Raw genomic sequence first — 13,222 nt, 5'->3', positions numbered from 1 at the left:
GCACGGTGTCCATCAGCGCCTCGTTCCACCGCGCCACCAGCTCGAACGACGGCTTGACGAGGTGGGCCGGCAGCTCGGGCGTCGTGTACCAGACGATCGGCCGTACCTGGCGCTGCTCGTAGGGAATCGGCTCGCCCGCGTCGCTGCGCCAGCGCTGCCAGATATTGTGCCGGAGCACATTGTAGTTGAGAAAGTCGGTAAACCCGTGGTGGGGGTCGGCAGCAGCAGACGAGCGATCGAAGGTCAGCCGCTCCAGACGGAAATAGCCGTAGCGCTCATGACGCGTGTCGACCCAGTTCTCGGGCTCGTATTGTCGCTGCTCGCCGAGCTTGCGGAAGCTGTTTCGCACAAACGCGGACAGCACGCTGCAGTTGGGCGCATCCGTGTACGAAGAGCGGCAGAAGTTGACCTGCTGTCCGGTCACCGGGTCGGTCACTTCGGCCGGCGAAAGCAGGTCCTGGGTCACGAAGCTGAAGTGGTAGAGCTCGCCCTGCTCGTAATCGCCGGCCCAGTCGCGGTCGCTGGGCGCGCACTCGCTGTCCCCGGGTCCGGCGCACGACATGCGGTGGAAGCCGGGTCGCCAGGCCTCGGGCAGCTTCGAGGCGTCTTGAACGTGGAGCGCGGCGGGCTCTCGCTGCCATAAGCCGAACACCTCGTACAAGTCCTTGGTTTGGCCGAAATAGCCCGGCAGCAGGTTGCGCGACCAGTCGACCCGCATGAACTGGCGCTCGTACCAGCGGCGATCCTGATCGTTTTCCACCACGACGTTGAGCTCTTCGCCGGTTACCGGGTTGTACTCGCGCCGGATGTCGAAGTGGCTCTCGATCGCATAGGCCGCCACCGGCTGCCCCAGATAGCCGCTCGCCTTCGTAGGGTCCTGGCCCGGACGCCGCACTTCGCCGCCCTCGATGATCGCGTAGTCCCGGTACGCGAACAGGGTGTCCTCGTCGATGATCCAGCGGATCTTCGGCAAGACGAAGTAGCCGCTCGCGAGGTCGCCGGCCATGTCTCCGGGAAAGGTCCCGAGGGCCGAGCCCGCGTAATCGAGATCGATGACCGTGCTGCTCATGTACCAGCGCCCTTCGAGCAGGCTTTTTTCGAGAACGTTGACGCCCACGCGATTGACCGGGGCCTGTTGCCGGCCGCAGCTCACCGAAAACGCCACGAGCAGGCACCCCATCATCACCGACGCGTGTTTCATATGACCTCGGCTCGTCGTTGCCATGCGCGCGCAGGGCTTTGCAGGCATCGGGGCCGATGCGGCTTGCGGGTCCGGCCGCCGCCGCACCTCCCGGCGCCTAGCGCGCGCCAACGCAGCACAGACCATTTGTAGCACACCGAACCGCCCCTTAGGGGGCGCCTACCGCAGGAGCCAGCCCAGCCAGGCGGCCAGGCCGCCCATCACGAACGGTAGCAGCACGAGCCCGGCGAGCCGCCGTGTGCCGAGGGTGAGACGGCGTGCGGGTCGGCCAGGCTTGCCGAGCACTACGAGCGTCCAGGTCTTGCGTGCGCCCATGGTAGCAGCCGCTCAGTGAACGCTCAGGTCGGAGCGCGGCGGATCTGTGCTCTGCGCCGGCTCGGCCCGTTTGCCATCGTGGCCCTCCGGTGCGCCATCGGGCGTGCGAGCTTGCCCGGGCGCCGCGGGCTCGGAGTCACCCGTAGCCGCCGGCGCGATCCCGCCGGAGCGTTCGGCCAGCTCCATGGGCTGTTCCGGCTGCGCAACCGATTCGCCAGCCGGTTGCGCGCAGGAGGCCTGCAGCCCGTGCACGGCCGAGTCGTTCGCGTCCTCGAGCTGCTCGCCGACTTCGGTCCCGGACGGCTTTGCTGCGGAGCCGCCGGGATGCTGCTCTGGTGGACGGCTCGGCCGTTCGACGGCCTCGGGCACGGCCTGGGCAGCGCCTTGGCCGGCGCCGGCCGGCTCGCGCTCGAGCTTGCCGCTGCGGCCGGAAATCTCGGCGCCGCGCTCGATCTGGATGCTTCCGTAGCGCATGTCGCCCGAGACTACGCCGCCAGGCACCAGCTGCAGGTGGCCACGGACGGCGAGCGCTCCTTCCACACGGCCGGCGATGGCCACGTTGTCGCCGTGCAACTCGCCTTCCACCGAGCCCTCGGGACCAACCGACACGTCCGACGCGCCAAACACGCTGCCGATGACCTTGCCATCGATCTGCAGCTCGGCTGCGACCCGGAGCGTGCCCTCGAGCACGCTGCCTAGACCCACGACGGTGGGCTCGTTTCTGCGTTTCTTTCCAAACATGTCCGGCCCTTCGTTGCCCATAACGGGTGTTCGTTCGGCTTTTTTAGACATGGGTTTGCTGTGAGGCGAGGTCGTGTTATTGCACACGCCCGCTGCGTGGGCCCCGCTCCCACCAGGCCGCGGGCGGACCCGCAAAACGGGGACCGTGGCGTCCAGGGAGCGCGGCATCTGGACTGCGCTGGCAGAGGAAACCGCTTGCCCAGCGCCCCGCGTGGGTTCCCTGTGCCTCACTGTCCTGGAGTTATCATGAATGCTCACCCCGGTCGTTTCCGCCTCGTTTCGGTGTTCATGCTGGCTGCGGTGCTTGGCCCCGGCCAGGCTCTAGCCCAAGAGGGCGAGCACGGAGCGCCAGCCCAGGCCGGGGCCGCTGGCGATGCCCCAGCCGCTGACCCGGCATCGGACGCGCCCGGCGAGGACGCGCCCGACGAGGAGGTGGAGCAGATCGACGTGCGCGGCATGATCCGCCACCCCAGAGCACCCGTGGACGCCGCCACGCCCATGGACTCGATCCCCGTGGGCGAGCTGCTCGATCAGCCGAGCACGGACATGACCACCATGCTGCGTACGGTCGTGCCGTCCTTCAACGTCAACACCCAGCCCATCAGCGACGCGGCCACCATGATCCGCCCCGCCAATCTGCGCGGTCTGCCGCCGGACAACACCATCGTGTTGGTCAACGGCAAGCGGCGCCACCGCGGCTCGGTCATCACGTTCCAGGGTTTCGGCGTGGCGGACGGCGCCCAGGGCGCGGACATCTCGGCCATTCCATCGATCGCGCTCGAGCGCATCGAGGTGCTGCGCGACGGCGCCGCAGCCCAGTACGGCGCAGACGCCATCGCCGGCGTCATGAACTTCATGCTCAAGCAAGCCGACCACGGCACGAGCTTCGAGACCCGGCTGGGTCAGTTCTACGCCGGCGACGGCCTGAGCTGGTCCGTCTCGGGCAACGTGGGCCTGCCGCTCACCGACAACGGCTTCGCAAACTTGAGCATCGAGTACGGCAACTCCGACCCCACGAGCCGGAGCGTGCAACGGGACGACGCCATCGCGCTCATCAATCCGCCCCAGGGCAGCCAGTACCCGGCCAACGCCAGCGTGCGCACGCCGGCTGCTCAGATCTGGGGTGCCCCCAGGGTGCGGCATAACCTCAAGCTCTTCGCCAACACGGGCTACGAGCTCGCGCCCGACGTGAACGCCTACCTGTTCGGCAACTTCGCCCGCCGCGACGTGCTGGGCGGCTTCTACTTCCGTAATCCCGGCGGCATGCGCATGAACGACAGCGGCCAGCTGGTCCCGATGGGCCGCAAGGGCGTGTTCGTCAAGCAGGTGCCGGTGATCGATCCCGTGACGGGAATGCAGATGCTCGACCCGATGGGAAATCCCGTGCTGCAGACCCAACACCTGGTGGGCCCCACGATGCCGGGCGCCACATGCGCACCGGTCGTGGTGGGCGACGCCATCGGCCTGCAGCAGGCCATCGCCGATCCCAACTGTTTCGTTTTCAACGAGCGCCACCCCGGAGGCTTCACGCCCCAGTTCGGCGGCGATGTACTGGACTGGAGCCTGGCCACGGGAGTTCGCGGCGAGCTCGACTTCGGTATGCAGTGGGACGCCAGCGTGACCGCGGGTCAGAACGCGGCCAACTTCCTTATCAGGGATACGGTCAACGCTTCCCTCGGGCCCGACTCACCTAACGAGTTCAATCCGGGACGCTACAGCCAGTTCGATGTCACCGTAAACCTCGACATGGTGTACCCGCTAGCGCTGGCGGCTCTGGCCAAGCCGCTCAGCATCGCCGGCGGTCTCGAGTATCGACGCGAGCAGTTCAGCGTCCGGGCGGGCGATCCCCAGTCCTACGAGATCGGACCCTACTTCGAGCACGGCTTCAGCGTAGGTTCGAACGGATTTCCGGGTTTCGGCGAGGACCAGGCGGGGACCTTTGACCGCCAGAACGTGGCTGCCTACCTCGATCTCGAGGCCGATCCCATGCCCAACTGGCAGGCGGGCCTGGCAGGTCGCGTGGAGTACTTCGACACCTTTGGCTCCACCGCCAACATCAAGGCCGCTACCCGCTACGACGTCATGGACCTGCTCGCGGTGCGCGGTGCGATCGGCACTGGTTTTCGTGCGCCGACCCCGGGTCAAGCCAACATTACGAACGTCTCGACCGTGGGTGGGCCCGGAGGCGCGCTCGTCAATCGCGCCACCATCCCGCCTACCAATCCTGTGGCGGTGGGTTTTGGCGGTCAGGAGCTGCAACCCGAGACCTCGCTCAACTTCGGAGCCGGCCTGGTGCTCGACACGGGGCGGCGGATGCCGGTCGGGGTCAAGCTGACCGCCGACTACTACAACATCACGGTCAAGGACCGCATCTCGCAGTCCGCCACCCAGAACCTGACCCCCGATCTGGTAAACCAGCTGGTGTCCACTTGGCCCAGCGCCAAGGACTGGGGCGAGCTGCGCTTCTACACGAACGCCTTCAACACCCGCACCCAGGGTCTCGACGTCGTGGGCACGGTCAAGCTGCCCGCAACCGAGGTCGGCAACACCGACCTGATCCTGGCCTACAACTGGAATCAGACCAAGCTCACCGACCGCAAGAGCGAACAGATCATCAACGACGATCGCAAGCTGGAGCTCGAGGAGTCGCTGCCCAAGCACCGCTTCGTGGTCACGGCAAACCACGTGTACGGTCCCTTCCGCCTGCTTGCCCGCGCCAACTACTACGGCAGCTACATGTACCCGGCGGGGGCTGACGACTTCAAGAGAAAGGCCTATGCACCCAGGGTCCTCGTGGACCTCGAGGCTTCCATGGCATTCCTGGAGCGCTTCCGGGGTGTGATCGGGGTCCAGAACCTGCTCAACACCTTCCCTGAAGAGTACCCTGGGATGGGCATCATCGGCTCACGCTACCCGGAGAACGCACCCACGGGGTTCGGCGGTGGGTTTTGGTATGTAAAGCTGCTCGGCCAGCTTTGAGTTTCCGTCCAGAATCGCGGGAGAGCGGCTTTCGTCCTCGCGTCCGTCCTCGCAATAGCAGACTATTGCTTAGCTATAGCTAGCTAGTTGGGCTAGCCCACGGCCCGTTCTGCGCCGAGTGCGCGCAGGAAATCCTGGCCGGCTGCACGAACTTCGGAGCGCAGCTGGCTCGCTGGCGTGCGGGCACCGACTTCGGCTGCATCCGAGCAGCGCAGCAGACCGATCACTTCATCCACGGCCGCCTGTTCCCCCTTGCATTCGAGCTCGCATGGCTCATCCAGCCACGAGTCGCTCTCGATGCGCGGCTCGCGTCCGATCCATCCAAATCCGTACTGGGCAACGTTCATGTCCGATGTCTCCCTCGCGTTTGCGGGAGTCATCGGCCACGCGCTGCCGATGTTGCTACCTGCCGTTCGCAGCCGGGCCGGGTTCGGCCTCGGGCTGCCAGATTCGGTCTTCGGACAGGTAGCGGGATCCGCCGTCAGGGAAGACCGCGACAACCAAACCGCTTCGCAGCCTGCGCGCCACCTGAAGCGCTCCCCACAGGGCGGCGCCCGATGACGGGCCCACCAGCAGTCCTTCCCGGCACGCGAGCTCGCGCACCAGCACGAGCGACTCCTCGGTCGGCGCAGCTAGCTGCTCGTCGGCCAGATGCGGATCGTAGATCGGTGGCACGATGGAGGAAGCCATGTGCTTGAGCCCCTCGAGACCGTGCAGCGCCGACTCGGGCTCGACGCTATGTGCCTCGAGCTTCGGGTTGCGCCCTTTGAGATAGCGGGTCGTGCCCATGAAGGTTCCGGAGGTCCCGAGCGCCGCCACAAAGTGGGTAACTCGGCCCTCGGTTTGCGCCCAGATCTCCGGGCCGGTCCCTTCGAAATGCGCTCGCCAGTTGGCCGCGTTTCCATACTGATCGAGGTACAGCAGGCTCGGGTCCTCGGCAGCGAGCCCGCGCGCCTCCACGATGGCGCCGTCGCTGCCTTCCATTTCGGAGGTGAGCCTGACGTCGGCGCCGTAGGCGCGGAGCGTGCGCAGCCGCTCCGCGTTGACATTGGCGGGCAGACACAGCGTCAGCGCGTATCCCCGACGTGCCGCCAACATGGCAAGCGCAATACCCGTGTTGCCGGAAGAGGCGTCCAGAATCCGCCCCCCCGGTTGCAGTCGGCCCGTACGCTCCGCGGTCCGGAGCATGTTGAGCGCGGCTCGATCCTTGACCGAGCCGCCCGGGTTGAGCCCCTCGAGCTTGGCCCAGATCTCGACTCCGGCCGGCACCTGCCCCCGGGCGATGTTCGCGATCCGTACGAGCGGTGTGCCACCCACCGACTGGAACAACGAGTCGGCAGGCCGCGACGGCGTTCGAAAGGCGTGCGACTGTAGGCTCGTCATGGCGCCTGCTGTGCGTTGTTGGCTACGGTCACTTTGTTGGAAACGGCCAGCGAGTGCGAGCTCGCACCCGCCAGCGTGGTCTCTGCAGCGTGCAGCGGCTGCTGCTCGTAGCGGTCGTTGCATCCGATCGGCCCCATGTAGGCTGCGGGCAGCCCGGCGCTCGCAAGGTCCCCTGCGACCTGGCCGATGATGATCGTGGCGGGTGCACGCAGTTCCTGCGCGCGCACGACCGCGGGCAAGCGCGCGAGCGGAGCGCGGACCGAACGCTGGTCTTGGGAGCCGATGCGCGATATGCACACGGCCGGCAGCTCGGCGGGGAACCCCCGCCGCTGCAGTGCCTGGCCCAGCTGCTCGAGCGGCCGCAGCGCCATCAGAAAAACGTATGTGGTCTGTGCTCGGAACACGGGCAGCTCCGGTGTACAGCCGTCGGCGCCCTGGCCCGAGCACACAAGCAGATGATCGGCCAGACCGCGTTGGGTCAGCGGTATCCCGAGCGCTGCGGCAGCGGAGACCACGCTGCTCACCCCCGGGATGATCTCGGCCTCGAAGCCGGCCTGCTGCGCTGCCGCCAGCTCTTGACCCAGCCGGCCGAAAAGGCCTGGATCACCACACTTGAGGCGGACCACGTCTTGTCCCTTGCGCAGGCCCTCGAGCATCCAGGCGAGCAGCTCGCGCTGCGCGTCGTGGCTGTTGCCCTTGCGCTTGTTGGCGACGCGCAGCTCGCCGGATACCAGGCGCAGGATCGCATCGGGTATCAAGCGATCGGCCAACACCAAATCGGCCTCGCGCAAGGCTCGGAGCGCAGCAAGGCTGAGCAGCTCGGGGGCACCCGGCCCAGCTCCGACCATGCGCAAGCGTCCCCGCGCTCGCGGGGGCCCCACGAGCATCGGCAGCCTCCGGGCGTTGGACGGCGGAGCGCCCGCTGCCGAGCCGAGGGCGCCGGCGGGACCGGGTTTGCGGCTCCCCGCTTCGTTTGCGGCCGCTTGCAGCAGTACGCGGGAACGCCTCGCGTCGAGGCGCGCGATCGCCGGCACGCTCCACGTGCGTGCCACCGCCGACAGGATGCGGCCGCGCAGCGCCACCTGCTCCGCCCCCGGATAGAGCGCCTTGGCCAGCTTGCGCAGTCGCGAGAACGCCAGGATGGCAGCCGGTGCGGCGGCCGGCAGCGCCGCCGCCAGCTGGTCACGCAAGCGCACCGCCAGCCCTGGAGCCAGCCCCTCGGTGCTCAGCGCGAAGTGCAAGGGACCCTCACGGTAGCTCGCCGCGAGATAGAAGTCGCACAGTCCAGGCCGGTCCGCGCTGTTGACCGGGACTGCTGCCGCGCGGCACAGCTGGACGATCTCGGTCGCGAGCTCGATGTCGTCCAGCGTAACGAAAGCCAGACGCTGACCCGCGAGGTCGGCGGCACGAAACGGTCGCCGTAGGTGTTCGATGCCGTGGTCCCGCATCAGCCGCTGCAGCTTCGCGCAGGGCCGCTCGGCAACCACGGTCGTTCGCGCGCCGACCGACAGCAGCAGCTCGACCCGACGAGCGGCAAGCACGTCCTCGCCAATCACGAGCGCCGCACTGTCGCGCAGGCGAAACGCTAGCAACAACGTCTCGCTACGATGCGGCTCGACTGTGGATTCGACTGTGGATTCGACGGTGGGCTCGACGGTGGAGCTCGGCTCCGAGCCGAGGCGTGCGCCCGCCGTTCGTGCTTCTCCGGCCTCGCGAGAGGACTTCTTTAGCGCCCGCAGCCGGCGACTCGTCTTCAGGTGCGGCCTCACAATGCCACCGACGGAGCAGTCTGCGCGGCTTGCGCAGGCGGGGCAGCGCTCGCGCTCATGCCACGAAGCCGCGCGAGCATGCTGTGCGCTTCGTCCACAAACAGGCTGGCCTCGACGAGCAAGCGGCGCGTGCGGTCGCCAGCCACTGCGCCAGCTGCTTCCGCGCAGCTCTCCAGGAAGTAGTAGCCGATACCCTCGAAGATGCGCCCAGTATCGTAGAAACGGCGCCGGAACTCGTGCTCGACCTGGGTCGGGTCATCGCGCTGCACGCCCTCGGCGGAAAGGAGCGAGCGCGCCGCGAGCAGCATGGCCGCCTTGGCAGGCGCGGCTACGGTAGAGCCCGCGCCTCCCTGATCGAGGCGTTCGCCTGCCAGCTCGAGCTCGCGGTCGGCATCCTTGAGCAGCAGGTCAGCCGCCTCCACCACGGTGCCGGCGCACTCACCCACACCACGTACCACCACGAAGGTCTCCTCGCTCCCGGGCTCGCGGTAGGCCGAAGGCGCCTCGCTTGGTCTGGGCAGGTCCCCAAAAACTCGCAACAACCGCCGGATGCGCGCAGTACCGATGCGGCGCACGAATGCCCCGAAGGGCTCCGGATCCTCGTCGCTGCCCAGGCCCTCCTGCTTGTACAGCTCGAGCAGGTGCTCGATCGCCTCGTGTGTGCGGTGGGCGGGCACCTTGAGCAGCGCCTGGCCAAAGCCTTGCCCCAGCGGAGCTTGGCCCCCGTTGGCTTGGGCTTTGCTGACACCGCCGCGCATGCCTCCGAGAAACAGGATGTAGTGAGGGCTGCTCACACCATGCACGGTACGCGCGGCGCCCTGCAGGCCTATGTCCGCGATGTGGTGTTGGGCGCACGCGTTGGGGCAGCCCGACACGTGGATGCGTAGCTTCTCCAAGCGCCGATGCTGCGCCAGTCGATCCAGCGTCTGCTGCATGGCGCGCGCCACGGAACGAGGCCGGGTGATGCCGAGCTTGCAGCTGTCTGCCCCGGGGCACGTCAGCGTGTCGCCTAGGCTGGCGGCGCGTTCTTGTGCGAGCTCCAGCTCCGCAAGGTCGCGCCGTACGCTGAGCAAGCGATCCGAGGGCACCCAACGCAACACCAGCGACTGCTCGAGGCCGATGCGCAGCGTGTCACCGGTGTGCCGGCGAAGCAGCGCTGCCAAGCCCCTGAGCTGTCCGGGAGACAGGTCGCCGCGGGGCACCCTGATCGCGACCGCCGCGTAGCCGGGCTGGCGCTGCGGCACCGTGTTCGTTCGCAGCCACAGCGCTTCTCGCTCGCTGGTTGCGATGGGCGCAGTTGCCCCCGGAGCGTGCAGGGGCTGCTCGTCGTAGTCGCGCTGGGCGGCATCGCTGAAGTGCGCCTTGCGAGCGGGGTCATCGGGCAACAGCGCCAGTACCCGCTGCACCTCTTCACGGAAGCTCGCAAGGCCCATCTTCGCAACCAAAAACTTCAGGCGCGCACGCGCCCGGTTTTGCTTCTCGCCTCGCTCGCTGAACACCCGCAGGATGGCCTGACACAGCGACGGCACGTCGGCCGCCGGCACGAACTCGGCGTACAGCTGCGCCTCGTGCGGAACCGGGCCCAGGCCACCGCCAACAAGAACCCGAAAGCCGCGCTCGCCAGCGCGAATCCTGGCGGTCAGACCTACGTCGTGCAGCGCGCTCAGGTTGTGGTTCGGATCGTCGCTGCCGGCGAGCGTGATCTTGACCTTGCGGCCCATGTTCTGGGTATCGGGATGACGCAGCAGGAAGCGAGCGAGCTCGATCCCGTAAGGGGTCACGTCAAACGGTTCGTCGGGCGTCACCCCTACGAACGGTGAGGCCGTGACGTTGCGCACCACGTTGCCGCAAGCCTCGCGTGAGGTAACCCCCTGCTCGTTGAGCAGGTGCATCAACGCCGGCGTGCCTTCCAAGGGCACGAAGTGCACCTGGATGTCCTGACGAGTTGTCAGATGCGCCACACCGCTGCCGAAGTGCTCGGCGATGTCGGCGAACGCTTCGAGCTGGGCCGCGCCGAGCAACCCGAGCGGAATCTTGGTTCGCACCATATGCACGCCGTCTTGACGTTGCCCGTAGACGCCGTAACGCAACCGGTTCTCGAGGAACACGGCGTCGGGCACCTTGCCAGCCCGAAACCGCTCGAGGTCGCTCGCGAACGCGTCGATGTCGCCCGCCGCCTGCTCCCGGCTGCCATTGATCGACGTGGGCTCTGATCGTGGTGTGGTCATGTCATCCACCCGATTCGCTGGAGGTAAGGGTTGGCAACGACACGTGGTTGCTGGCCGCCCTGTCATTACCAACCGCCCTGTCATTACCAACCGCCCTGTCATTACCAACCGCCCTGCTGTGCAGGCCGCATTCGCTCTTGCCATGTCCCGGCCAGCGTCCGGCCCGCTCGTCGGTGCCGCTTGCGCCGGCCCGCACCGGTTCCGTGCAAGGGTGGCAACCGACGCTGAGGTAGCCGCGATCCAGCAGCTCGTTGTAGGGCACGTCGTTGCTATGCAGGTAGCCGTCGACTTGCGCGCGGGACCACGCCACCAGGGGGTTGATCTTGACCAGCCCGTTGAGGGTGTCCCACTCCACGGCTTGGGTGTGGGCGCGCCCGGGCGCCGAGTCCCGGCGCAAGCCGGTCACCCAGGCCTCGCGACCCGCCAGTGCGCGAGCCAAGGGCTCGACCTTGCGCAAGGAGCAGCACCGGTCGGGCTCGTGCTGCCAGAGCGCGGGACCGTAGAGCCTGCCTTGCCGCTCCAGGGACAGGGACGGGGTATAGACCTCGATCGTAGTCCCGTAGCGCCTCTCCAGGCGCTTGCGCAGCGCCTGGGTCTCGGAAAAAAGCAGGCCTGTGTCGATGCAGAAAACCGACATGTGCAGGCCGAGACGGCTCAGCATGTCGATCAGAATCACGGTCTGCGGACCGAGCGACGTCGACAGGGTCACGCCGGCGCCAAAGTGCTGGCACGCAAAGCGCAGGAGCTCCTCGGGCACTTCGGATGCGGGAGCGCGTTCGAGGGCCGATCGTTGGCGTCGGTTCGGACCCGGACGCATCGCGTCGAGGTGGCTAATGCTCCTTGTGGGACTGCAGGCGATCTGTGTTTGCATGAGAGCCTCGGCCGAGTGCGCCGCGGACAGAGGCTCCTAGCCACCGCCCCGGCGCTGCCCGGGGAAGTGACGTGCGACTAGTTCCGTAGAGACGTTGGAAGCTAGGCAGACACCCTCACCCGGGCCGCGCAGATACAACAACAACACATGCGGCAATGGGTCAGGTGCCTTGCGGCGATGCTAGCCGCCCCTGGCGCCGTGGCGTCGATACCGACAGCGTTGCCAAGGATGCGGGGGGCTGGATACGCCGAGCGCATAGCTCGAGCATCTATAGGGCCTCGTGGTTGCGCGCGCAAGAAAAAAGTCACTCGAAGCCAAACAGCCTGCTCCTTGGGAGCCCGCGGAACCATAACTCGTGTGTTTCGGTGAGGGGTGGGCGCTCCGCGGGCCCTTACTACCAGTCGGCAAGGTAGGTAGCCAGCTGCTGGTAGTCCGCGGGTAGGTGGCCCTGATCGTCGAGGCCGGCGACGTCGTTCGCCTCGCCGGCAAGCAGTACCTCCTGTACCCAGGGTCGATCGGGAGCGCCAACGATGGTCGCCGAGCTCGTCTCCGGGGGCACACCCCACCCGAGCCACGCGACCCCCATCAGCACGGCTACGGTCCATGCGGGCAGCAGCAGCTGGACCCGGTCGTCAGCACCAGCCAAGCGAGCGTCGATCCCCGTCCGCAGTGCGTTGCGCTGCGACGGGGCCAAGGGGTCGGGACGATAGGAAGCGCGCACCAGGGCTCTGAAGCGTTGTCCGGCGTCCCCGGGCTCGCTGCCGTGCTCGGACTGAGGTGGCAGGCGGTGCTGTTTCATGACGATGGCTCCTGGTAGTCGGCGAGCTCGGCGCGCAGGCTGCGCACGGCCCGGTGCAGGTGGGTCTTGACCGTACCCTCCGCCTTGTCGAGGATGCGAGCGGCTTCCTTCACGGTAAAGCCTTCCAAGTAGACCAGTATACAGGCGTCGCGCTGAGGCGCGCTCAGGTGCCCTAGAGCTTGGCTGATGCGCCGCCTTAGATCCGGCTCGCACTGGACGGCGTGCCTGGGCTCCGCGTCGCGCTGGGACCGGATACCGAAGAGTCTGCGCACCTGCCGCCAACGCCGGTGGTTTTTGGCCTCGTTGACCAGGATCCGATAGAACCAGGTCTCGATCCGGGCCTGCGTACGGAACGAGGCGAGCGAGCGGTAGGCTTTGACGAACGCATCTTGCACCACGTCGTCTGCAGCGGCCGCGTCTCCGTCAAGCAGCCGCCACGCCAAGCGACGCGCTCGGTCCACGTTGGCCGAAAAGAAGGCCTCGAAATCCATGCCGCGGCCTACGGCGGCCGGAGCGTTCGCCATCGGCAACCGCTGCGCGATCATACTCACTATGACACGCGTAGGTCCGATCCGGTTGACTTATGGCTACCTAGGCCCAGGGCCCTCCGGAGCCGGCCCCAGGGCTGGCGAGGGCCGGCTCCGAAACCCGAAACGGCCACCAGTCTATCCGTGGACTGCTTTGTCGATTCGGGCACAACGGCCCGGAAACTCGAATCGAATTTCCGGACCGTTGTACTAGCGGTCGCTCAGTGCGGCAACACCTGGCAGGGTCTTGCCCTCCAGGAACTCTAACGATGCCCCGCCACCCGTTGAAACGTGCGAGACTCGGTCGGCGACGCCGGCCTTTTTCGCCGCCGAGGCGGAGTCCCCGCCTCCGATAATCGTGGTCGCCCCACGCTCGGTCGCTTCGGCCAAGGCACGCGCTACCGCCGTG

Annotated in this window: 12 protein-coding genes; 1 reads left to right on the top strand and 11 read right to left on the bottom strand. The window is 67.3% G+C overall.

Annotation, left to right across the window (positions count from 1 at the left end; all coding sequences use genetic code 11):
- The 3 genes from MJD61_20965 to MJD61_20955 all read right to left on the bottom strand — a co-directional run.
- Positions 1-1,201, bottom strand: a 1,201-nt coding sequence (locus MJD61_20965) for a hypothetical protein (GenBank protein MCG8557729.1), incomplete at its 3' end; no start/stop codon positions are given.
- Positions 1,202-1,360: 159 nt separating this feature from the next.
- Positions 1,361-1,516, bottom strand: coding sequence for a hypothetical protein (locus tag MJD61_20960; protein ID MCG8557728.1), 156 nt, complete (start codon positions 1,514-1,516; stop codon positions 1,361-1,363).
- 12 nt (positions 1,517-1,528) lie between these two features.
- The gene (locus tag MJD61_20955) at positions 1,529-2,278 is read right to left on the bottom strand and encodes a polymer-forming cytoskeletal protein (GenBank protein MCG8557727.1); all 750 of its coding nucleotides are present in this window, start codon (positions 2,276-2,278) and stop codon (positions 1,529-1,531) included.
- A 225-nt stretch (positions 2,279-2,503) separates the two neighbouring features.
- On the opposite strand from MJD61_20955, the gene MJD61_20950 reads away from it, so the two are divergent.
- Complete coding sequence (locus tag MJD61_20950) at positions 2,504-5,236, top strand: TonB-dependent receptor (GenBank protein ID MCG8557726.1); 2,733 nt, start codon at positions 2,504-2,506, stop codon at positions 5,234-5,236.
- Positions 5,237-5,328: 92 nt separating this feature from the next.
- On the opposite strand, the gene MJD61_20945 is transcribed toward MJD61_20950, so the two are convergent.
- From MJD61_20945 to pgk, 8 genes are all read right to left on the bottom strand, one after another.
- Complete coding sequence (locus MJD61_20945) at positions 5,329-5,583, bottom strand: hypothetical protein (protein MCG8557725.1); 255 nt, start codon at positions 5,581-5,583, stop codon at positions 5,329-5,331.
- A gap of 55 nt (positions 5,584-5,638) precedes the next feature.
- On the bottom strand, positions 5,639-6,619 hold the full coding sequence (locus MJD61_20940) for a cysteine synthase family protein (GenBank protein ID MCG8557724.1): 981 nt from the start codon (positions 6,617-6,619) through the stop codon (positions 5,639-5,641).
- A complete protein-coding gene (locus MJD61_20935) occupies positions 6,616-8,388 on the bottom strand; it encodes an SAM-dependent methyltransferase (protein ID MCG8557723.1) in 1,773 nt (590 codons plus the stop codon). The genes MJD61_20940 and MJD61_20935 overlap by 4 nt, the downstream gene beginning before the upstream one ends.
- On the bottom strand, positions 8,385-10,616 hold the full coding sequence (locus MJD61_20930; protein MCG8557722.1) for a nitrite/sulfite reductase: 2,232 nt from the start codon (positions 10,614-10,616) through the stop codon (positions 8,385-8,387). The genes MJD61_20935 and MJD61_20930 overlap by 4 nt, the downstream gene beginning before the upstream one ends.
- Before the next feature lies 1 nt (position 10,617).
- On the bottom strand, positions 10,618-11,487 hold the full coding sequence (locus tag MJD61_20925; GenBank protein ID MCG8557721.1) for a phosphoadenylyl-sulfate reductase: 870 nt from the start codon (positions 11,485-11,487) through the stop codon (positions 10,618-10,620).
- A gap of 394 nt (positions 11,488-11,881) precedes the next feature.
- Positions 11,882-12,286 (bottom strand): hypothetical protein, encoded by a 405-nt coding sequence (locus tag MJD61_20920; GenBank protein ID MCG8557720.1) that lies wholly within the window; start codon positions 12,284-12,286, stop codon positions 11,882-11,884.
- A complete protein-coding gene (locus MJD61_20915) occupies positions 12,283-12,831 on the bottom strand; it encodes an RNA polymerase sigma factor (GenBank protein ID MCG8557719.1) in 549 nt (182 codons plus the stop codon). Before MJD61_20915 ends, MJD61_20920 begins: the two co-directional genes overlap by 4 nt.
- A 192-nt stretch (positions 12,832-13,023) precedes the next feature.
- The coding region (gene pgk / locus MJD61_20910; protein MCG8557718.1) for a phosphoglycerate kinase at positions 13,024-13,222 on the bottom strand (199 nt) is incomplete at its 5' end.

The sequence above is a fragment of the Pseudomonadota bacterium genome (assembly GCA_022361155.1).
In the GTDB taxonomy this organism is placed as follows: Bacteria; Myxococcota_A; Polyangia; order Polyangiales; family JAKSBK01; genus JAKSBK01.
Note: the sequence above shows the minus strand (reverse complement) of the source record. Positions and strands in the feature narration are given on the sequence as shown.